Annotated in this window: 18 protein-coding genes and 1 pseudogene; 16 read left to right on the forward strand and 3 right to left on the reverse strand. The window is 60.8% G+C overall.

Annotated elements, in window-relative coordinates; all coding sequences use genetic code 11:
• The first annotated feature begins 163 nt into the window (after positions 1-163).
• The 4 genes from map (at position 164) to KVQ82_RS24430 (ending at position 6,006) form a co-directional block, all read left to right on the forward strand.
• Positions 164-946 carry a type I methionyl aminopeptidase gene (gene map / locus KVQ82_RS24415; protein ID WP_047291865.1) on the forward strand — a complete coding sequence of 261 codons (783 nt, stop codon included), beginning with the start codon at positions 164-166 and terminating at the stop codon, positions 944-946.
• Between the two features lie 41 nt (positions 947-987).
• A complete protein-coding gene (locus KVQ82_RS24420; RefSeq protein WP_047291863.1) occupies positions 988-3,690 on the forward strand; it encodes a [protein-PII] uridylyltransferase in 2,703 nt (900 codons plus the stop codon).
• A 207-nt stretch (positions 3,691-3,897) separates the two neighbouring features.
• Positions 3,898-5,097 carry a succinyldiaminopimelate transaminase gene (gene dapC, locus KVQ82_RS24425; protein WP_095667396.1) on the forward strand — a complete coding sequence of 400 codons (1,200 nt, stop codon included), beginning with the start codon at positions 3,898-3,900 and terminating at the stop codon, positions 5,095-5,097.
• Between the two features lie 261 nt (positions 5,098-5,358).
• A complete protein-coding gene (locus KVQ82_RS24430; RefSeq protein ID WP_222016308.1) occupies positions 5,359-6,006 on the forward strand; it encodes a hypothetical protein in 648 nt (215 codons plus the stop codon).
• 21 nt (positions 6,007-6,027) lie between these two features.
• On the opposite strand, the gene KVQ82_RS24435 is transcribed toward KVQ82_RS24430, so the two are convergent.
• Positions 6,028-7,659: a Na+/H+ antiporter gene (locus KVQ82_RS24435; protein WP_041072355.1), complete on the reverse strand. Its 1,632-nt coding sequence runs from the start codon at positions 7,657-7,659 to the stop codon at positions 6,028-6,030.
• A gap of 343 nt (positions 7,660-8,002) precedes the next feature.
• Between KVQ82_RS24435 and KVQ82_RS24440 the strand changes: the two genes are divergently transcribed.
• The 5 genes and pseudogenes from KVQ82_RS24440 (at position 8,003) to KVQ82_RS24455 (ending at position 11,140) form a co-directional block, all read left to right on the forward strand.
• The gene (locus KVQ82_RS24440) at positions 8,003-8,311 is read left to right on the forward strand and encodes an arsenate reductase (protein ID WP_230679362.1); all 309 of its coding nucleotides are present in this window, start codon (positions 8,003-8,005) and stop codon (positions 8,309-8,311) included.
• Positions 8,312-8,343: 32 nt separating this feature from the next.
• Positions 8,344-9,378, forward strand: a complete 1,035-nt coding sequence (dapD, locus tag KVQ82_RS24445; RefSeq protein ID WP_222016310.1) for a 2,3,4,5-tetrahydropyridine-2,6-dicarboxylate N-succinyltransferase — start codon at positions 8,344-8,346, stop codon at positions 9,376-9,378.
• A gap of 19 nt (positions 9,379-9,397) precedes the next feature.
• Positions 9,398-9,490, forward strand: a pseudogene (locus KVQ82_RS31700) (metal ABC transporter ATP-binding protein); the annotation flags it as partial.
• 37 nt (positions 9,491-9,527) lie between these two features.
• Positions 9,528-10,733 (forward strand): aminotransferase class V-fold PLP-dependent enzyme, encoded by a 1,206-nt coding sequence (locus tag KVQ82_RS24450; protein ID WP_222016311.1) that lies wholly within the window; start codon positions 9,528-9,530, stop codon positions 10,731-10,733.
• On the forward strand, positions 10,730-11,140 hold the full coding sequence (locus KVQ82_RS24455; protein ID WP_222016315.1) for a SufE family protein: 411 nt from the start codon (positions 10,730-10,732) through the stop codon (positions 11,138-11,140). The genes KVQ82_RS24450 and KVQ82_RS24455 overlap by 4 nt, the downstream gene beginning before the upstream one ends.
• A 131-nt stretch (positions 11,141-11,271) precedes the next feature.
• Here KVQ82_RS24455 and tcdA read toward each other — a convergent pair whose 3' ends face one another.
• Positions 11,272-12,090, reverse strand: a complete 819-nt coding sequence (gene tcdA, locus KVQ82_RS24460) for a tRNA cyclic N6-threonylcarbamoyladenosine(37) synthase TcdA (protein ID WP_003222099.1) — start codon at positions 12,088-12,090, stop codon at positions 11,272-11,274.
• Positions 12,091-12,471: 381 nt separating this feature from the next.
• Between tcdA and KVQ82_RS24465 the strand changes: the two genes are divergently transcribed.
• From KVQ82_RS24465 to KVQ82_RS24480, 4 genes are all read left to right on the forward strand, one after another.
• Complete coding sequence (locus tag KVQ82_RS24465; RefSeq protein WP_095667400.1) at positions 12,472-15,060, forward strand: glycosyltransferase; 2,589 nt, start codon at positions 12,472-12,474, stop codon at positions 15,058-15,060.
• Between the two features lie 205 nt (positions 15,061-15,265).
• A complete protein-coding gene (gene dapE / locus KVQ82_RS24470; RefSeq protein WP_041072365.1) occupies positions 15,266-16,417 on the forward strand; it encodes a succinyl-diaminopimelate desuccinylase in 1,152 nt (383 codons plus the stop codon).
• A complete protein-coding gene (locus KVQ82_RS24475; RefSeq protein WP_222016316.1) occupies positions 16,417-17,226 on the forward strand; it encodes a putative RNA methyltransferase in 810 nt (269 codons plus the stop codon). The genes dapE and KVQ82_RS24475 overlap by 1 nt, the downstream gene beginning before the upstream one ends.
• Before the next feature lie 75 nt (positions 17,227-17,301).
• Positions 17,302-17,679 (forward strand): hypothetical protein, encoded by a 378-nt coding sequence (locus KVQ82_RS24480; protein WP_007964251.1) that lies wholly within the window; start codon positions 17,302-17,304, stop codon positions 17,677-17,679.
• A gap of 93 nt (positions 17,680-17,772) precedes the next feature.
• Here KVQ82_RS24480 and KVQ82_RS24485 read toward each other — a convergent pair whose 3' ends face one another.
• Positions 17,773-17,982 (reverse strand): cold-shock protein, encoded by a 210-nt coding sequence (locus tag KVQ82_RS24485; protein ID WP_016771489.1) that lies wholly within the window; start codon positions 17,980-17,982, stop codon positions 17,773-17,775.
• 237 nt (positions 17,983-18,219) lie between these two features.
• Between KVQ82_RS24485 and plsB the strand changes: the two genes are divergently transcribed.
• From plsB to KVQ82_RS24500, 3 genes are all read left to right on the forward strand, one after another.
• The gene (gene plsB / locus KVQ82_RS24490) at positions 18,220-20,718 is read left to right on the forward strand and encodes a glycerol-3-phosphate 1-O-acyltransferase PlsB (RefSeq protein WP_041072371.1); all 2,499 of its coding nucleotides are present in this window, start codon (positions 18,220-18,222) and stop codon (positions 20,716-20,718) included.
• A 97-nt stretch (positions 20,719-20,815) separates the two neighbouring features.
• Positions 20,816-21,502: a hypothetical protein gene (locus KVQ82_RS24495; protein ID WP_222016317.1), complete on the forward strand. Its 687-nt coding sequence runs from the start codon at positions 20,816-20,818 to the stop codon at positions 21,500-21,502.
• Positions 21,503-21,552: 50 nt separating this feature from the next.
• Positions 21,553-21,951 carry a YbaY family lipoprotein gene (locus KVQ82_RS24500; protein WP_003222082.1) on the forward strand — a complete coding sequence of 133 codons (399 nt, stop codon included), beginning with the start codon at positions 21,553-21,555 and terminating at the stop codon, positions 21,949-21,951.
• The last annotated feature ends 18 nt before the right edge of the window (positions 21,952-21,969 follow it).

Consider the following 21,969-nt stretch of genomic DNA (forward strand, 5'->3'; position numbering starts at 1 on the left):
CTTGGAATCGCCGTCAGGCACACCATTGTATAGAGAGAGACGATGTACGCAGGCGCGGATTTGCGCCTTTCGTCTGTTAGAATCGGGTTTTTCAGGGTCGCGAAACGTACACCTGCCACCCTATCCGTATCAGCAAGCGCCGCCGAGCGCAGAGAGAGCCTGTATGACTGTCAACCTCAAAACCCCCGAGGACATCGCTGGCATGCGTGTCGCCGGCAAACTGGCCGCCGATGTGCTGGAAATGATTGCCGAACACGTCAAACCGGGCGTGACCACAGATCAACTGAACCAGATCTGCCACGACTACATCGTCAACGTGCAGCAGGCCATCCCGGCCCCGCTCAACTACAAGGGTTTTCCGAAGTCGATCTGCACCTCGATCAACCATGTGGTCTGCCACGGCATCCCGAACGATAAGCCGCTGAAAAACGGTGACACCCTGAACATCGACGTCACCGTGATCAAGGATGGTTACCACGGCGACACCAGCCGCATGTTCCACGTTGGCGAAGTGCCCGTCTGGGCCGAGCGCCTGTCGCAGGTCACTCAGGAATGCATGTACAAGGCAATCGAAATCGTCAAGCCCGGCTGCCGCCTCGGCGACATCGGTGAAGTCATCCAGAAGCACGCGGAAAAGAACGGTTTCTCGGTGGTTCGCGAGTTCTGCGGCCACGGCATCGGCAAGGTGTTCCACGAAGAACCGCAGATCCTGCACTACGGCCGCGCCGGCACCGGTATGGAACTGAAGGCCGGCATGACCTTCACCATCGAGCCGATGATCAACCAGGGCAAAGCCGACACCAAGGTGCTGGGCGACGGCTGGACCGCGATCACCAAGGACCGCAAGCTCTCGGCGCAGTGGGAACACACCCTGCTGGTGACCGACACCGGCTACGAGATCTTCACCCTGCGCGCCGACGACACGATCCCGCGCGTCTCGGCCTGACCCCTAGAACGCTCCCACCTTTATAGAAGGAAAGCCAATCGATGCCGCAGGTGGATCCCGAACTCTTCGACCGCGGCCAGTTCCAGGCTGAACTGGCCCTGAAAGCGAGTCCTATCGCGGCGTTCAAAAAGGCGATCCGCCAGGCGCGCGAGGTCCTCGACACGCGTTTTCGCAATGGCCGCGACATCCGCCGCCTGATCGAAGACCGCGCATGGTTCGTCGACAACATCCTGCAAAAGGCCTGGGAGCAGTTCAACTGGAGCGAAGACGCCGACATCGCGCTGGTCGCGGTCGGTGGCTATGGCCGGGGCGAGTTGCATCCCTACTCTGACATCGACTTGCTGATCCTGCTGGACAGCGCCGATCACGAAGTTTTCCGCGACTCCATTGAGCGTTTTCTGACGCTGCTGTGGGACATCGGCCTGGAAGTGGGCCAGAGCGTACGCTCGGTCGATGAATGCGCCGAGGAAGCCCGTGCCGACCTGACCGTGGTCACCAACCTGATGGAAAGCCGCACCATCTGCGGCCCCGAGCGCCTGCGTCAGCGCATGCTTGATGTCACCAGCACGGCCCACATGTGGCCGGCCAAGGAGTTTTTCCTGGCCAAACGCGCCGAACAGAAGGCCCGTCACCACAAGTACAACGACACCGAATACAACCTGGAACCCAACGTCAAAGGCTCGCCCGGCGGCCTGCGGGATATCCAGACGATTCTGTGGGTGGCCCGGCGTCAGTACGGCACCCTGAACCTGCGCGCCCTCGCCGGCGAAGGTTTTCTGGTCGAGAGCGAAAACGCCCTGCTGGCGTCGTCCCAGGAATTTCTGTGGAAAGTGCGCTATGCCCTGCACATGCTCGCCGGTCGCTCCGAAGACCGTCTGCTGTTCGATCATCAACGGACCATTGCCGGCCTGCTCGGCTTTGAAGGCGACGACGCCAAACAGGCGGTCGAAAACTTCATGCAGCAATATTTCCGCGTGGTAATGAGCATTGCCCAGCTCAGCGACCTGATCATCCAGCATTTCGAGGAAGTCATCCTCGCCCCGGAAGACGAAGCGCCGCCACAGCCGATCAACTCGCGCTTCCAGTTGCACGACGGCTACATCGAAGCGCGCAACGACAACGTGTTCCGTCGCACGCCGTTCGCCATGCTCGAGATTTTCGTGTTGATGGCCCAGCAGCCGGAAATCAAAGGTGTGCGCGCCGACACCATTCGTCTGCTGCGCGAGAACCGGCACCTGATCGACGACAATTTCCGCAACGATATCCGCAATACCAGCCTGTTCATCGAGCTGTTCAAGTGCAAGATCGGCGTGCACCGCAACCTGCGCCGGATGAACCGCTACGGCATCCTCGGGCGTTATCTGCCGGAGTTCGGCTTTATCGTCGGGCAAATGCAGCACGACCTGTTCCACATCTATACGGTCGATGCGCACACGCTGAATCTGATCAAACACCTGCGTAAGTTGCAGTACACCCAGGTGTCGGAAAAATTCCCGCTGGCCGCCAAGCTCATGGCCAAACTGCCCAAGCCTGAGCTCATTTACATGGCCGGCCTGTACCATGACATCGGCAAGGGCCGGCATGGCGATCACTCGGACATCGGCGCGGTCGATGCCGAAGCGTTCTGCCAGCGCCATCAGCTGCCCCTGTGGGACAGCCGCCTGATCGTCTGGCTGGTGCAGAACCACCTGGTGATGTCGACCACCGCACAGCGCAAGGATCTGTCCGATCCGCAGGTGATCCATGATTTCGCCCAGATCGTCGGCGACGAAACCCGTCTGGATTACCTGTACGTGCTGACCGTGGCCGACATCAACGCGACCAACCCTACCCTGTGGAATTCGTGGCGCGCCAGCCTGCTGCGCCAGCTCTACACCGAGACCAAACGCGCTCTGCGCCGTGGCCTGGAAAACCCGGTGGATCGCGAAGAGCAGATCCGCCAGACCCAGAGCGCCGCACTGGACATCCTCGTGCGTGGCGGCACCGATCCGGACGACGTCGAGCAGTTGTGGGCACAACTGGGCGATGACTATTTCCTGCGTCACACCGCTGGCGACGTGGCCTGGCACAGTGACGCGATCCTGCAGCAACCGGCCGATGGCGGCCCGCTGGTGCTGATCAAGGAAACCACCCAGCGCGAGTTCGAGGGCGGCACGCAGATCTTCATCTATGCACCGGATCAACACGACTTCTTCGCCGTGACCGTGGCCGCGATGGATCAGCTCAACCTGAACATTCATGACGCCAGGGTCATCACCTCAAGCAGCCAGTTCACCCTCGACACCTATATCGTGCTCGACAACGACGGTGAATCCATCGGCGACAACCCGACACGGATCAAACAGATTCGCGACGGTTTGACCGAAGCGTTGCGCAACCCGGACGACTACCCGACGATCATCCAGCGTCGGGTGCCGCGCCAGCTCAAGCACTTCGCCTTCGCGCCGCAGGTAACGATCCACAACGACGCTCAGCGTCCGGTCACGGTGCTGGAACTCACCGCCCCTGATCGCCCGGGCCTGCTGGCGCGGGTCGGCGGGATCTTCCTCGAGTTCGACCTGTCGCTGCAGAACGCCAAGATTGCGACCCTGGGCGAACGCGTGGAAGACGTGTTCTTCATCACCGACGCCCACAACCAGCCGCTCTCCGACCCGCTGCTGTGCAGCCGCCTGCAGGACGCAATCGTCGAGCAACTGAGCGTCAATCAGGAACCGGATATCAAGCTTTCGCGCATCAGTATTTGAATCAGCAAACTACCCCTGTGGAGGCAGATATAGCTGCCGGGGCTTTTGTGGTGAGGGGATTCATCCCCGATGGGTTGCGAAGCAGCCCCGAACCGGCAATCGCGGAGTATCCGTTACACCGCACGCGATGGTTTTGCGGCTGCTGCGCAGCCGATCGGGGATAAATCCCCTCGCCACGGAGTTCTCTCCACATTGAACGAGGCCCCCATGAACAACGCTCTGAACCAGCTCCAGCCTTACCCGTTCGAAAAGCTCCGCGCCTTGCTCGGCAGCGTGACGCCGAACCCGGACAAACGCCCGATCGCCCTGTCGATCGGCGAGCCGAAACACCGTTCGCCAAGCTTTGTCGCCGAAGCGCTGGCGAACAATCTGGATCAGATGGCGGTGTACCCGACCACCCTCGGCATCCCGGCCCTGCGCGAAGCCATCGCCGGCTGGTGCGAACGTCGCTTCGGCGTACCAAGCGGCTGGATTGATCCGGCGCGCAACGTGCTGCCGGTCAACGGCACCCGCGAAGCGCTGTTCGCCTTCACCCAGACCGTGGTCAATCGCGGTGACGATGCACTGGTGGTCAGCCCGAACCCGTTCTATCAGATCTACGAAGGGGCAGCGTTCCTCGCCGGCGCCAAGCCGCACTACCTGCCGTGTCTGGACGAAAACGGCTTCAACCCGGATTTCGACGCAGTCTCACCAGACATCTGGAAACGCTGCCAGATCCTGTTCCTGTGTTCGCCGGGCAATCCGACCGGCGCGCTGATCCCGGTCGATGTGCTGAAAAAACTCATCGCCCTGGCCGACGAACACGACTTCGTGATCGCCGCCGACGAGTGCTACAGCGAACTGTACTTCGACGAACAGACCCCACCGCCGGGCCTGCTCAGCGCGTGTGTCGAACTGGGCCGCAAGGACTTCAAACGTTGCGTGGTGTTCCACAGCTTGTCCAAACGCTCCAACCTGCCGGGGCTGCGTTCCGGTTTCGTCGCGGGCGACGCCGATGTCCTCAAAGGTTTCCTGCTCTACCGCACCTACCACGGCTGCGCGATGCCGGTGCAAACCCAACTGGCCAGCGTTGCTGCGTGGAATGACGAAGTGCATGTGCGCGCCAACCGTGCGCTGTACCGCGAGAAATTCGACGCTGTCTTGGCGATCCTCAGCCCGGTGATGGACGTGCAGCGTCCGGACGGCAGTTTCTATCTGTGGCCGAACGTACAAGGTGACGACGCGGCGTTCTGTCGCGACCTGTTCGAGCAGGAACACGTGACCGTGGTGCCAGGCTCGTATCTGTCCCGCGAGGTAGACGGTGTGAATCCGGGCGCCGGTCGAGTGCGCATGGCGCTGGTTGCGCCACTGGCTGAATGCGTCGAGGCCGCAGAGCGGATTCGCGCGTTTGTCTCTCGCCAGTCGTAAGTGTCTTTACCGTGCCAGTTCCGCTGGCACGGTAACCGGTCATAAAACCGTACATATATTCAATTTACCGACTCCAGCTCAGTCACTAGCATCCCTCATTCAAAGCAACTTTCCGGGAACAATAAGCGACCGGATAAGTTAAACCTGAAGAATGAAAACATGGATGTTCCGTAATGCAATCAACCTGGCTTCAGCCAAACAAACAATTCGAACACACACGCATCTCCCGCAACATTAAATGTACTTGGGAGATTCAAAAACATGTGGGCTAAAAACAATCCGGCAAAATTCTGGACTCCCGGCAGCACACTTCGCATCGCCTTCCTCAACGGTACGCAGGCATTCAAGGACGAAACGATCGCCGCCGCCAGCAACTGGTTGCCGCACATCAACTTGAGTTTCGATTTCGTCGAAGGTGAAGAAGGCGATATCCGCATACTCAGTCAACCGGGAACGTTTTCCTCTCTGATCGGTACCGATGCTCTCTTACATCCCGATGAGCCGACCATGAGACTCTGGCCACACCCACCGAGCCAGGCACGTTATTTCGCAGCCAATGTCATGCATGAGTTCGGTCACATGCTCGGTGCAGAACATGAACAGACCAACCCCACGGCAAACATTCCCTGGGACAAACCGGCCATTTATAAACAACACGGAATAACTGCCGACCCGGAAGAAGACAACTACCAGGCCAGCGTGACGCGCAAACGACTGCACGATTGGTACTTTGACGTCGGCAATCCCGACGAAAGCATTTATTCAGAGTACGACCAGAAGTCGATCATGCACTACCCCGTCAGCCAGTCCTGGACACTCGGTGACTTCCAGATCTTCATCAATCTGGGTCTCAGCGAACAGGATAAAACCTTCATGTCGAACATTTATCCCTACCCCGCAAGTCAGTGAGCGCGCCAGATCCATATCGGGTTATTTGACCTGCCCCAGATTTGCCTCGCTCAAATCAAGCTCGCTCAATACTTCTCTGAGCACATCATCACCAATCTGGTGATGACGGCTCAGGCTATACAACTCAAGGCGTTGCGCCCGCAACGCCTTGAGTCGCAAACGGCGCTCCAGCAGATCCATCTGGAACGCCAGCGCCTGGGCTTCCGCCGAATCGTTGAACACCTCAAGCTGATGCCGGTACTCGGACATGATCCGCGCCTTGAGTTCGGCCGAGAGTGCTGCCTGCGCAGCGTCCTGCGGCGCGACCTCTTCGGTTTCCAGCGCATGGATCGCCGCCTCGGCGGTTTTGCGCCAGGCGTCGCGCACTTCCTGACGGCGCTTGTCGTCCGGGCTTTTCTCGATGCCGCGCAGCAGCAATGGCAAAGCGATGCAGGCGCAAATCAGCGACAACAGAATCACCCCGGCGGCGATGAAGATCAGCAGATCGCGCTCGGGGAACGCCTCGGCCCCCATCAACATCGGCACCGACATCACACCGGCCAGCGTCACCGCACCGCGCACACCGCCGACGGTCAGCAGCCAGCAGGATCGCGCGGTCGGCACTTGCGTCAGGTCGCCCTTGCCGCGCAAACGGCGCAGCAGCACCGACAGGCGCCAGATGCTCTGCACCCAGATAAAGCGCAACAGCACCAGCGCGAGGAAAATCGCCACCACATCGAGGCCACGGTACAGCAGCGTCGGCCACAACGTCGGTTCGTGGCTGACCACCGCTTTGATAATGTCCGGCAACTGCAGGCCCAGCAGCAGAAAGATCAGACCGTTGAAGGCAAATTCGAGCAGCGACCAGACGCTACGGTTGAGCAAACGAGTGCTGGTCTGTCGTGGCAACAGATCGAGCCAGCTCTGCATCATCCCCGCCGCCACCGCCGACAGGATGCCGGAAGCGCCCAACCGCTCGGCCAGCACATAAGCCGCGAATGGCAGCAGCAACATGAACACCACGTGGGTGGCCGGATCGTCCCAGCCCCGGGCGATCATCCACGCGCGCAAACGCCCGACCAGCCAGCTCAGCACCACGCCGACGGCCAAGCCTCCGACCGCCACCAGCACGAAGGTCAGGCTGGCATTGGCCAGTGAGAACACTCCGGTCACTGCCGCAACCAGGGCAAACTTGAACGTCACCAGACCCGAAGCGTCGTTCATCAAGGCTTCGCCTTGCAGGATATGCATCAGCGGCGTCGGCAAACGGTTCTGCGAGATCGCCGACACCGCCACGGCGTCGGTCGGCGACAGCACAGCGGCGAGCGCGAAGGCCACCGGTAGTGGAATTGTCGGCAACAGCCAGTGAATGAAGTACCCGGCACCGACCACGGTAAACAGCACCAGGCCGACCGCCAGCGTCAGGATCGGCCCACGCAAATGCCAGAACTCGCGTTTGGGCATCCGCCAGCCGTCGGAAAACAGCAGCGGCGGCAGGAACAGAAACAGGAACAGCTCCGGATCCAGCGCTACGTGCAGGCCCAATGTCGGCCAGGCCAGCAAGGCACCGGCGGCGATTTGCACCAGGGGCAGCGGCAGCGGGATGACCCGTCCGACCAGCCGCGAGACGCTGACCAGCATCAGCAGGATCAGGACGGTATAAGCGGTTTGCATAAAGCGGAAATCTCAGACAATCGACAGCGTTGAACTGCCATATTAGCCGCTTAGGATGCGTCTGGCGTTTGCACCTATGTCGCACGTCCACACTGATCCCCGTGTAGGGGCTGCGGCACGCTGTGATCTTTTGATGTTTAAAAACAAAATCAAAAGATCGCAGCCTCGTTTCACTCGACAGCTCCTACAGGGATTTGTGCAGCGTAATGAAGCCGGGCGCCGCGAAACCGTTTGGTCATGGCATAATCCGACACCATTTTTTTCCAGCACCTGTAAAGGGGGCGATTCCTTGACCGTTTCAAGTAAAACGTTGCACCTTTTCGGCATCAAAGCCTGCGACACCATGAAGAAGGCGCGCACCTGGCTCGATGAACACGCTGTCAGCTACGACTTTCACGACTACAAAACCGCCGGTATCGACCGTGAGCACCTGACTCAATGGTGCAACGAGCACGGCTGGCAAACGGTGTTGAACCGTGCCGGCACGACCTTTCGCAAACTCGACGACGAACGTAAAGCCGATCTCGACCAGTCGAAAGCCATCGAACTGATGCTCGCGCAGCCCTCGATGATCAAGCGCCCGGTGCTTGATCTCGGTGATCGAACCCTGATTGGCTTCAAGCCAGACATCTACGCGGCCGCACTCAAGTAAGCAGCCCGTCACTTATTGCTAGAGGTATTCACATGTCCAACTCTCTGTTCAGCATCGCCTTTGGTGTCGGCACGCAAAACCGTCAAGGTGCCTGGCTGGAAGTGTTCTACGCCCAGCCACTGCTCAACCCGTCGGCCGAACTGGTCGCTGCCGTTGCGCCGATCCTCGGCTACACCGAAGGCAACCAGGCCATCACCTTCACCACCGCGCAGGCGGCGCAACTGGCTGAAGCGGTCAAAAGCATCGACGCCGTTCAAGGCAAACTGCTGACCCGTCTGGCCGAGAGCCACAAGCCGCTGGTCGCCACCCTGCTGGCCGAAGACGCACAGCTGACCTCGACGCCAGAGGCGTACCTGAAGCTGCACCTGCTGTCCCATCGCCTGGTCAAACCGCACGGCGTGAGCCTGGCCGGGATCTTCCCGCTGCTGCCGAACGTGGCCTGGACCAGCCAGGGCGCGATCGACCTGAGCGAACTGGCCGAAATGCAACTGGAAGCCCGTCTGCGCGGCGAGCTGCTGGAAGTGTTCTCGGTGGACAAGTTCCCGAAAATGACCGACTACGTGGTGCCGGCCGGCGTGCGTATCGCTGACGCCGCACGTCTGCGTCTGGGTGCGTACGTGGGCGAAGGCACCACCGTGATGCACGAAGGCTTCATCAACTTCAACGCCGGCACCGAAGGCCCGGGCATGATCGAAGGCCGCGTTTCCGCTGGCGTATTCGTCGGCAAGGGTTCGGACCTGGGCGGCGGCTGCTCGACCATGGGCACCCTGTCGGGCGGCGGCAACATCGTGATCAAGGTTGGCGAAGGCTGCCTGATCGGCGCCAACGCCGGTATCGGTATTCCGTTGGGCGACCGCAACACCGTCGAGTCGGGCCTGTACGTGACCGCCGGCACCAAGGTCGCGCTGCTGGACGAGCACAACAACCTGGTCAAAGTGGTGAAGGCGCGTGAACTGGCTGGTCAGACCGACCTGCTGTTCCGTCGCAACTCGGAAACCGGTGCCGTGGAATGCAAGACCCACAAATCGGCGATCGAGCTGAACGAAGCGCTGCACGCGCACAACTAAGCAGCCGTACGATCCCCCTGTGGGAGCGAGCTTGCTCGCGAAGGCGTCCGGTCAGTCAACAACAGTGCTGAATGACACGACGCTTTCGCGAGCAAGCTCGCTCCCACAAGGTTCGATGTACCCCCGCCCAAGTTCACAGGGCTGAACCTATGATGATTCCCTCCCCGTGGCGCGCTGACTTTCCGGCCATCGCCGCCCTGCAACGGCAAGACCAGACCTATCTGGACAACGCCGCCACCACGCAAAAACCCCAGGCTCTGCTTGACGCACTGACGCATTACTACGCCAACGGCGCGGCCAATGTGCATCGCGCGCAGCATCTGCCCGGCGCCCACGCCACGCAGGCGTTCGAAGACAGTCGCCTGAAGGTTGCCCAGTGGCTGAATGCCGGTGACAGCGGGCAGATCATCTTCACCCACGGCGCCACCAGCGCGCTGAATCTCCTGGCCTATGGCCTGGAACCTCTTTTCCACCCGGGCGATGAAATTGTCATCAGCGCCCTGGAGCATCACGCCAACCTGCTGCCGTGGCAGCAACTGGCGCAGCGTCGCGAACTGAAACTGGTGATCCTGCCACTGGACGAAGACGGGGTGATCGACCTCGATGCTGCCGTTCACCTGATCGGTCCACGCACCCGCTTGCTGGCGGTCAGTCAGCTGTCCAACGTGCTCGGTGCCTGGCAACCGCTGCCGGCGCTGCTGGCGATGGCCAAGGCGCACAACGCGCTGACCGTGGTCGATGGCGCCCAGGGTGTGGTGCACGGTCGGCACGACGTGCAGGCGCTGGGTTGCGACTTCTATGTGTTTTCCAGCCACAAGCTGTACGGCCCCGATGGCCTCGGCGTCCTGTTCGGGCGCAACAAGGCGCTTGAGCAACTGCAGCCGTGGCAGTTCGGCGGCGAAATGGTGCTGGAAGCCAATTATCACGATTCACGCTTCCGCCCTGCCCCGCTGGGTTTCGAGGCGGGCACACCGCCGATCGCCAGCGTGATTGGCCTCGGTGCCACGCTCGATTATCTGGCCGGGCTGGATCAGGACGCGGTGTCCACTCACGAAGCGGCACTGCACTCCTATCTGCTGCAAGGCCTGGCCGCGCGTAACGGCATTCGTCTGCTGGGCAAGCCGCAACTGGCGCTGGCCAGTTTTGTCGTCGAGGGTGTGCACAACGCCGATCTGGCGCACCTGCTCACCGAGCAAGGCATCGCCGTGCGCGCCGGGCATCACTGCGCCATGCCGTTGCTGAAAAGCTTCGAACTGGCCGGGGCGATCCGCGTGTCGCTGGCGCTGTACAACGATTCGGAGGATCTGGAGCGTTTCTTCGACGCGCTGGATCAGGCTCTGGAGTTGCTGCGATGAACCTGCCGCTCGCCGCCGCCGAAGCGCTGCTGACCTTTCACAATGCCGCCGGTTGGGAACAACGCGCGCGGTTGCTGATGCAGTTTGGCGATCGTCTGCCGCCGCTGAACGACGCGGACAAATGCGAAGCCAATCGGGTGCATGGCTGTGAGAGTCAAATGTGGCTGGTGGGGGAATTGCAGGACGGCCACTGGCAGTTCAGCGCTGCCAGCGATGCGCGAATGATTCGTGGGTTGGTGGCGTTGTTGCTGTTGCGGGTTAACGGTTTGAGCGCTGTCGAGTTGCAGCAAGTGGATCTGCCGGACTGGTTCAATCAGTTGGGACTGTCGCGGCAGATGTCGCCTTCGCGCAGTAATGGCTTGAATGCCGTGCTCAAACGCATGAATGAATTGGCCACCACCCCGTAGGAGCTGCCGCAGGCTGCGATCTTTTGATCTTGTTTTTTAAAATCAGGATCAAAAGATCGCAGCCTTCGGCAGCTCCTACAAGGGAGGTGTGGGAGCTGGCTTGCCAGCGATGAGGTCATCAGCCTCACAGATCAAACCTGAGGTTTTACTCGGTCAGCCGGCCGCCGCACACCCGCCACAATCTTGTCCACCGCCTTGGTCGCCGCGACCATGCCGAACGTCGCCGTGACCATCATTACCGCGCCAAACCCGCCGGCGCAGTCGAGCTTCACCCCGTCGCCGACAAAACTCTTCTGCAAGCAGATGCTGCCGTCCGGTTTCGGATAGCGCAGTTGTTCGGTGGAGAACACACACGGCACGCTGTAATGGCGAGTCACGGTACGCGAGAAGCCATAGTCGCGACGCAACGTCGAACGCACTTTCGAGGCCAGTGGATCGTTGAATGTGCGGTTGAGGTCGCAGACCTGAATCAGCGTCGGATCGATCTGCCCACCCGCACCGCCGGTGGTGATGATCTGGATCTTGCGGCGTTTGCACCAGGCGATCAGCGCAGCCTTGGCGTTGACCGCGTCGATGCAGTCGATCACGCAATCGATGTTCGGCGTGATGTATTCGGCCATGGTGTCGCGGGTGACGAAATCCGCCACCGCGTGCACGGTGCAGTCCGGGTTGATCCCGCGCAGACGCTCGGCCATCACCTCGACCTTGGGTTTGCCGACGGTGCTGTCCAGCGCGTGCAACTGGCGGTTGGCGTTGCTGACGCAGACGTCATCGAGGTCGAACAGCGAAATCTCGCCGACGCCACAGCGGGCCATGGCTTCCGCCGCCCAGGAACCGACGCCACCGACGCCGACAATCGCCACATGGGCCGCACGCAGGCGCTCGAGGCCCTCGATGCCATACAAACGGGCGATGCCTGCAAACCGCGGATCTTCTGTACTCATGACCATTACCCCAAAAACCGGCGCGCATTATAGGGCCGTCGGCGGCCAAGAGCATCTTTGACGCTATGAACGGTGAACGCCGCCGATTTGCACAAGCCTTGTGGCGAGGGAGCTTGCTCCCGCCGGGTCGCGAAGCGGCCTTTTGAAAGCGGCCTGCTTCGCAGTCCAGCGGGAGCAAGCTCCCTCGCCACCGGGAATTGCTATAACTGAATAACAAAGTTTTCTCTTACAAGCTGTTACTAAAGAACTTAAATCAGGTTGGACTGCCCAATGTCGGGCATTTCCCTGTCCGGTGTACGAGCAGTGAACTGCCGGTGTAGGATTCGCGCCCTTTTGGCGCTTGCCAACCGTTCCTTCGTTCCACAGCCTTTGGAACCCGAAATAGCTATGTCATCGCGTAAATTTGGTCTCAACCTGGTGGTGGTTCTGGCAATCGCCGCCCTGTTCACCGGTTTCTGGGCGCTGATCAACCGCCCGGTCTCCGCGCCCAACTGGCCGGAGCAGATCTCCGGTTTCTCCTATTCGCCATTCCAGCAGGGCCAATTCCCGCAGAAGGATCAGTATCCGACTGACGATGAAATGCGCCGTGACCTGGAGATCATGAGCAAGCTGACGGACAACATCCGCATCTATTCGGTTGACGGTTCGCTGCAGGACATCCCGAAACTGGCGGAAGAGTTTGGTCTGCGTGTGACCCTCGGGATCTGGATCAGCCCCGATCAGGAACGCAACGAGCGCGAGATCCAGCGCGCCATCGAACTGGCCAACACCTCGCGCAGCGTGGTGCGGGTGGTGGTCGGTAACGAGGCGATCTTCCGTAAGGAAATCACCGCCGAACAACTCAGCGTGCTGCTGGATCGCGTGCGCGCTGCGGTGAAAGTGCCGGTGACCACCTCCGAGCAATGGCACGTCTGGGAAGAACACCCGGAACTGGCCAAACACGTCGACCTGATCGCCGCCCACGTGCTGCCTTACTGGGAATTCATTCCGGTGGACAAGGCCGGGCAGTTCGTCTTCGACCGCGCCCGCGACTTGAAAAAACTGTTCCCGAAAAAACCGTTGCTGCTGTCCGAAGTCGGCTGGCCGAGCAACGGGCGCATGCGCGGTGGCGCCGATGCGTCGCCGGCGGATCAGGCGATTTACCTGCGCACGCTGGTCAACAAACTTAACCGTCAGGGCTTCAACTACTTCGTGATCGAAGCCTTCGACCAGCCGTGGAAGGCCAGTGACGAAGGTTCGGTGGGCGCCTACTGGGGCGTGTTCAACGCCGCGCGCCAGCAGAAATTCAACTTCGAAGGCCCGGTGGTCGCCATCCCGCAATGGCGCGTGCTGGCCATCGGTTCGGTGGTGCTGGCGTTGCTGTCGCTGACCCTGCTGATGATCGACGGTTCGGCCCTGCGTCAGCGCGGCCGTACCTTCCTGACCTTTATCGCGTTCCTTTGCGGTTCGGTGCTGGTGTGGATCGGCTACGACTACAGCCAGCAATACAGCACGTGGTTCAGCCTGACGGTGGGTTTCCTCCTGGCGTTGGGTGCGCTCGGGGTATTCATCGTGTTGCTGACCGAGGCGCATGAACTGGCCGAAGCCGTGTGGATTCACAAGCGTCGTCGGGAATTCCTGCCGGTGATCGGTGATTCGGACTACCGGCCGAAAGTCTCGATCCACGTGCCTTGCTACAACGAGCCGCCAGACATGGTCAAACAGACCCTCGACGCTTTGGCCGCCCTCGATTACCCGGACTATGAAGTCCTGATCATCGACAACAACACCAAGGACCCGGCGGTCTGGGAGCCGGTGCGCGACTACTGCGCAACCCTCGGCCCGCGCTTCAAGTTCTTCCACGTTTCGCCCCTGGCCGGTTTCAAGGGCGGCGCGCTGAACTACCTGATTCCGCACACCGCCAAGGACGCCGAAGTGATCGCGGTGATCGACTCCGACTACTGCGTACACCCGAACTGGCTCAAGCACATGGTGCCGCACTTCGCCGACCCGAAAATCGCCGTGGTGCAGTCGCCGCAGGATTACCGCGACCAGAATGAAAGCACCTTCAAGAAGCTCTGCTACGCCGAATACAAAGGCTTCTTCCACATCGGCATGGTCACCCGTAACGACCGCGACGCGATCATTCAGCACGGCACCATGACCATGACCCGGCGTTCGGTTCTGGAAGAGCTGGGCTGGGCCGACTGGTGCATTTGTGAAGACGCCGAACTCGGTCTGCGCGTGTTCGAGAAAGGCCTGTCGGCGGCGTATTACCACGACAGCTACGGCAAGGGCCTGATGCCGGATACCTTCATCGACTTCAAGAAGCAGCGTTTCCGCTGGGCCTACGGCGCGATCCAGATCATCAAGCGCCACACCCGCAGCCTGCTGCGCGGCAAGGACACCGAGCTGACCCGTGGCCAGCGTTACCACTTCCTCGCGGGCTGGTTGCCGTGGGTGGCGGACGGCATGAACATTTTCTTCACCGTCGGCGCACTGTTGTGGTCGGCGGCGATGATCATCGTGCCGCAACGGGTCGATCCGCCGCTGCTGATTTTCGCCATCCCGCCGCTGGCGCTGTTCGTGTTCAAGGTCGGCAAGATCATCTTCCTCTACCGTCGCGCCGTCGGCGTGAACCTCAAGGATGCGTTCTGCGCGGCACTGGCCGGACTGGCGTTGTCGCACACCATCGCCAAAGCGGTGCTGTATGGCTTCTTCACCAGCAGCATTCCGTTCTTCCGCACGCCGAAAAACGCCGACAACCACGGCTTCTGGGTGGCGATTTCCGAAGCACGGGAAGAGCTGTTCATCATGCTGCTGTTGTGGGGCGCGGCGCTGGGGATTTACCTGGTGCAAGGCATTCCGAGCAACGACATGCGCTTCTGGGTGGCGATGCTGCTGGTGCAGTCGTTGCCGTACGTCGCGGCGCTGATCATGGCGTTCCTGTCGTCGCTGCCAAAACCGGCGGCGGAGCCTGAACCGGCCGCCGCTTGATCAGTTATTGTTGAACGTCAAACGGCGGCCTTCGGGCCGCCGTTTTGCATTAGAATAGTCGCCTTTTTCAATGCCAACACATCCTGTAGGAGCTGCCGCAGGCTGCAATCCTTTGATCTTGCTGTAGATTTGAAAAAACAAAATCAAAAGATCGCAGCCTGCGGCAGCTCCTACAGGTTTACCGTGCGCACCCCGGAGTTATTACATGACGGCCCACGCCGACCTTTCGCCGACCCTCCAACTCGCCATCGACCTGATCCGCCGTCCGTCCGTGACGCCGGTCGACGCCGATTGCCAGAAGCAGATGATGCAGCGCCTGGGCGATGCCGGTTTCACCCTCGAGCCGATGCGCATCGAAGATGTGGACAACTTCTGGGCCACCCACGGCAACGACGACGGCCCGGTGCTGTGCTTCGCCGGTCACACCGACGTGGTGCCGACCGGTCCGGTGACTGCCTGGCAGATCGACCCGTTCAACGCGGTGATCGATGAACACGGCATGCTCTGTGGCCGTGGCGCAGCGGACATGAAAGGCAGCCTGGCGTCGATGACCGTCGCCGCCGAGCGTTTCGTTGCCGACTACCCGAATCACAAGGGCAAGGTCGCGTTCCTCATCACCAGCGACGAAGAAGGCCCGGCGCACCACGGCACCAAAGCGGTGGTTGAACGTCTGGTGGCGCGCAAGGAGCGTCTGGACTGGTGCATCGTCGGCGAACCGTCGAGCACCACGCTGGTCGGTGACGTGGTGAAAAACGGTCGTCGCGGCTCGCTGGGCGCCAAGCTGACCGTGCGCGGCGTGCAGGGTCACGTGGCCTACCCGCATCTGGCGAAGAACCCGATCCACCTCGCCGCCCCCGCGCTGGCCGAACTGGCCGCCGAGCACTGGGATCATGGCAACGATTTCTTCCCGCCGACCAGTTTCCAGATTTCCAACCTCAACTCCGGCACCGGCGCGACCAACGTGATTCCGGGTGATCTGGTGGCGGTGTTCAATTTCCGCTTCTCCACCGAATCCACCGTCGAAGGCCTGCAGAAACGCGTGGCCGACATCCTCGACAAACACAACCTGGACTGGCACATCGACTGGGCGCTGTCCGGCCTGCCGTTCCTCACCGAGCCGGGCGCGCTGCTCGACGCGGTGTCGTCGAGCATCAAGGACATCACCGGCCGCGAGACCCACGCGTCGACCAGTGGCGGTACCTCCGACGGTCGTTTCATCGCCACCATGGGTACGCAAGTGGTTGAGCTGGGGCCGGTCAACGCGACCATTCACCAGGTCAACGAGCGTGTGCTGGCGGCCGATCTCGACGTGTTGACCGAGATCTACTACCAGACCCTGATCAAGTTGCTCGCCTGATGCTCGCGTGCCCGATCTGCAGTGAACCGCTCAGCCGCGTGGACAACGGCGTGGTCTGCCCCGCCGGCCACCGCTTCGACCGCGCGCGTCAGGGCTACCTGAACCTGTTGCCGGTGCAGCACAAGAACAGCCGTGACCCTGGCGACAATCAGGCGATGGTCGAGGCGCGCCGCGACTTCCTGAATGCCGGGCATTACGCGCCGGTGGCCAAGCGTCTGGCCGAGCTGGCGGCGAGTTATGCCCCGGCACGCTGGGTCGATATCGGTTGCGGCGAGGGTTACTACACCGCACAGATCGCCGATGCCCTGCCGGACGCCGATGGCTACGCACTGGACATCTCCCGCGAGGCGGTGAAACGCGCCTGCAAGCGCAACCCGGCGCTCACCTGGTTGATCGCCAGCATGGCCCGCGTGCCATTGGCGTCGGGCAGTTGCCAATTTCTCGCCAGCGTTTTCAGTCCGCTGGACTGGGCAGAAGCCAAACGCCTGCTCAGCGTCGGTGGCGGCTTGATGAAAGTCGGCCCGACCAGCGGCCACCTGATGGAACTGCGCGAACGCCTGTACGACGAAGTACGCGAGTACACCGACGACAAGCATCTGGCATTAGTGCCCGAAGGCATGACGCTGGCGCACAGCGAAACCCTGGAATTCCAACTGACACTGGACAAGCCCGAGGACCGCGCCAACCTGTTGGCGATGACACCCCACGGCTGGCGCGCCAGTGCCGAACGCCGCGCCGCAGTGATCGAACAGCCCGAGCCGTTCGTGACCACCGTGTCGATGCGCTACGATTATTTCGTTCTTCAATAACTTTTGGTCTCGGGCGAGTGCCCGGGGCCGGCTAAATCCGCGAATGGATTTTTCAGACCCGCAGTGAGGACATCCATGCGCCAACCGGATATCGAGATTTACCTGAAAGACGCCGACGTCGACCACAAGGCGATTTCCGCCTGGCTCGGTGAGGCTCTGGGCCCGTGCAGCGACTGGGTACAGAAAGGCCAGACCTACAAGTGCAAGGCCGGCAACATCCCGGTGACCTGGCTGCCGAAGGCCGTGGGCAAATGGAACAGCCTGTACCTGGAAAGCGACGCGACGCCGTGGGACGACGACATCGCCTGCGCCCGTGCAGCCTTTGCCGCGCTGAACGTGGAAGTACGTTGCGCACCGGGCACGTGGGTAGAGGAAGAAGGTGAGGAAACGGCGGATCGCTGGATTCGCATCAGCGCCGACGGTGAAGAAGAAATCACCTGGAAGACTGCCTGAAAGCAAAAGATCGCAGCCTTCGGCAGCTCCTACAGGGGAATGCATTCCAAACTGTAGGAGCTGCCGCAGGCTGCGATCTTTTGATCTTGAAAGTTACAGGCCTACAACATCCTCAGCCTGCAAACCCTTCTCGCCAGTAATCACCGCATACTCAACCTGCTGACCTTCAGTCAGCGAGCGATGCCCTTCGCCGCGAATCGCGCGGTAGTGCACGAACACGTCCACCCCGTCGTCGCGCTGAATGAAGCCGTAGCCCTTGGCGTCGTTGAACCACTTCACATTGCCGGTTTCACGTGTTGCCATCTGTTCATACTCCTTTTTTATTATTGAACAGGCTTTTCGCAGGAAAGCCTTTGCGGAACGTCAGCCTGCGCCCGACGTCCATAAAGGGCCCCGGCGACAGATTGCCGAGTATATGACAGGCGCAAAAACTCTCAACAGGAGATTACTTCGCCGCTTTTTTGCCGATTTTCGACTAATACGGCAAACTGTCGACCGCCCGAGCAAACGCTCGGTTTTATTCACTCACGCAGAAGCCGTATGACCCGTTCCCCGTTCCGCCGTCTTGTGTTTGGCACCTTGCGCCGACTGTTGTACCTCTGGGTTCGCTCCGAGACGATCAACCAGTCGTCGCTCACCCTCAACCTCGACCGCAGTCGTCCGGTGTTCTACGTCCTGCAAAACCCCTCGCTCACCGATCTGGCGGTGGTCGACACCGAGTGCACCAAGGCCGGTCTGCCGCGTCCGGTGCTGCCGGTGTCGGTGGGACCGTTGATCGAACCGGCGGCGTTTTTCTACCTGACGCCGGACCCGGACTGGCTCGGCCGTCAGGACAAGCGCGGTGCACCGCCGACCCTGACCCGTCTGGTCAGCGCCCTGACGCAGAACGCCGCCGAAGATGCGCAGATCATTCCGGTCAGCGTGTTCTGGGGCCAGTCGCCGGACAGCGAAAACAGTCCGTGGAAGTTGCTGTTCGCCGACAGCTGGGCCGTCACCGGGCGTCTGCGCCGACTGCTGAGCATCATCGTTCTGGGACGCAAGACCCGTGTGCAGTTCTCCGCGCCGATCCACCTGCGCGAACTGATTGAACACAACAAGGGCCACGAACGCACCGTACGCATGGCCCAGCGCATCCTGCGCGTGCACTTCCGCAACCTGAAGGCGGCAGTGATCGGCCCGGACATTTCCCACCGGCGCAATCTGGTCAAGGGTCTGCTCAATCAGCCACTGGTCAAGCAAGCGATCGTCGACGAAGCCGAACGCGAGAACATTTCCCTGGAAAAAGCCAAGGCCCAGGCCCTGCGCTACGGCAACGAGATCGCTTCGGACTACACCTACACCGCGATCCGTTTCCTCGAAGTGGTGCTGAGCTGGTTCTGGAACAAGATCTACGACGGGATCAAGGTCAACCACATCGAAGGCGTGCAGAAGGTCGCCCAGGGTCACGAAGTGATCTACGTGCCGTGCCACCGCAGCCACATCGACTACCTGCTGCTGTCGTACCTGCTGTTTCGCAACGGCCTGACCCCGCCGCACATTGCCGCCGGGATCAACCTGAACATGCCGGTGATCGGCAGCCTGCTGCGCCGTGGCGGCGCGTTCTTCATGCGCCGCACGTTCAAGGGCAATCCGCTGTATACCTCGGTGTTCAACGAATACCTGCACACCCTGTTTACCAAAGGTTTCCCGGTCGAATACTTCGTCGAGGGCGGCCGATCGCGCACCGGGCGCATGCTGCAACCGAAAACCGGCATGCTCGCGATCACGATGCGCAGCTTCCTGCGTTCATCGCGGATGCCGATCGTCTTCGTGCCGGTGTACATCGGTTACGAGCGCGTGCTGGAAGGTCGCACCTACCTTGGCGAATTGCGTGGCGCGAGCAAGAAGAAAGAGTCGATCTTTGACATCTTCAAAGTCATCGGCGCGCTCAAGCAGCGCTTCGGTCAGGTCGCGGTGAATTTCGGCGAACCGATCAAACTTGCAGAGTTCCTCGACAGCGAACAGCCAGACTGGCGCCAGCAGGAACTCGGCCCGCAGTACAAACCGGCCTGGCTCAACGAAACCACCAACCGCCTCGGCGAGAAAGTCGCGCAGCACCTGAACGAAGCGGCGGCAATTAACCCGGTCAATCTGGTGGCGCTGGCGCTGCTCTCGACCACCCGCCTGGCGCTGGACGATCGGGCCATGGCGCGGGTGCTGGATCTGTATCTGGCGCTGCTGCGCAAAGTCCCTTACTCGCCGCACACCACGTTGCCCGAAGGCGACGGTCGCGCACTGATCGAGCATGTGAAGGACATGGACCTGCTGTCCGAGCAGAACGATGCGCTGGGCAAGATTCTGTATCTGGACGAGCAGAACGCCGTCCTGATGACCTACTACCGCAACAACGTGCTGCACATCTTCGCCTTGCCAGCGCTGCTGGCGAGCTTCTTCCAGAGCACTTCGCGCATGAGCCGCGAGCAGATCCTGCGCTACACCCGCGCGCTGTATCCGTACTTGCAGTCGGAGCTGTTCATCCGCTGGAGCCTGGAGGAACTGGACGCGGTAATCGATCAATGGCTGGAAGCGTTCGTCGAGCAAGGCCTGCTGCGTTTCGAAAAGGACGTGTACCTGCGCCCCGCTCCAAGTTCGCGGCACTTTGTGCTGCTGACCCTGCTGTCGAAAAGCATCGCGCAGACCCTGCAGCGCTTCTACATGACCGTCTCGCTGCTGCTCAACGCCGGGCAGAACAGCATCAGTGCCGAAGAGCTGGAAGACCTGTGCACGGTCATGGCCCAGCGCCTGTCGATCCTGCACGGCCTGAATGCCCCGGAGTTCTTCGACAAGAGCCTGTTCCGTCATTTCATCCAGACGATGCTCGACCTCGACGTCCTGCGCCGCGACGAAGCCGGCAAGTTGAGCTACCACGAACTGCTCGGCGAACTGGCGGAGGGCGCGGCCAAACGCGTGTTGCCGGCGGAGATTCGTCTGTCGATTCGTCAAGTGGCCCTGCATCGCAGTGAAGATGCCGCGGAAACGGCAGTGACACCGCAAGTCTGAAACTTGCCGACAACTAACGGGGTGCCACTCGGGTTCCCCCGTTAGTTGATCCGTGAATTAATAGGCTCTTTAAAACAATCACGATAAGGATATCGAGATGAGCCTGTTACAAGATCCCGCTTCGGCAGTGACTTTAAACTTCAGCTTGCCTGCAGCCTTTCAAATCCCCTTCGACGGTGAACATGAAACCATTGTCAGTATCGAGGTGGTTAATCCGAAGTTGGCGACGCCCGCCAGGGAACAGCGCTTCGCGAGACTGTTCGAAGGCGACTGGAAGTTCGAGTTTGCCCATTCCGATACCAATATCGGCGTGAACTACCGGATTACTGTGCGGATGTTCCACAACCGCCAACCCCTGCTGCTTGATCAGGAACACTTTGTTATCGTCAACACGCTGCCTCATCGCCAGACTGTGCACTTGAGCCCGATCGGGCTGTTGTATGTTGAAGCTCAAGAGCCGGAAAGTTTCCCGACCGAAGAAGCGGTCACTATCAGCCTGCATGAAGCCGACAGCCCTGAAGTTGAACTGGTGCGCGTCAGCTATGACGAACAGACCGCGACTTCGTTCTATCTGCGATACGACCCGGCCAGCGTTACTCCCGGCAAACGTTATGCACTCAGCGGCATCGAAAATCGCTACCACCAGCGTATTGCGGTCAGTCCCGGTCGAATAGAACTGTGCCCGCCGCCACGCGAACAACGCGGGTGGTTCATGCAGACACTGGCGCAGTGGCTGGAAAAACCCTTACGTTTGTTCACTGACGCTGAAAGCAAAATCCGCTAGATTTCCATCGGCGCCGGGATTCTTCCGGCGCACCTGCCTCAGAGGTCCCGATGAAAAAACTCACCCTTCTCGCCGCAGCCACCCTGTTGAGCGCCTGCCAGTCGACCACCCCCGCCGGCAAAGTCGGCCTCGACGGTGAAGTGTTCTACCTGCAACGCATCGCCCTGCCACCGAGCGCGACGTTGAGCGTGAGCCTGCAGGACGTGTCGCTGGCCGACGCCCCGGCGGTGGTCCTCGACGAGCAGAAAGGCCCGGTCAAAGGCCAGGTGCCGCTGCCGTTCCACTTGAGTTACGATCCGGCCCAGGTCAAACCCGGCCACCGCTACTCGGTCAGCGCGCGCATCGAAGTCAACGGCGAGCTGATGTTCATCACCACCGAGAACCACGCCGTGCAACTGGACGGCAACGATCCGCAGCCGCTGAAAATCCGCGTCGACGCCATTCGCTAACTGTCTTTCAAGGAAGCT

Source organism: Pseudomonas sp. AO-1, assembly GCF_019775695.1.
In the GTDB taxonomy this organism is placed as follows: Bacteria; Pseudomonadota; Gammaproteobacteria; order Pseudomonadales; family Pseudomonadaceae; genus Aquipseudomonas; species Aquipseudomonas parakoreensis.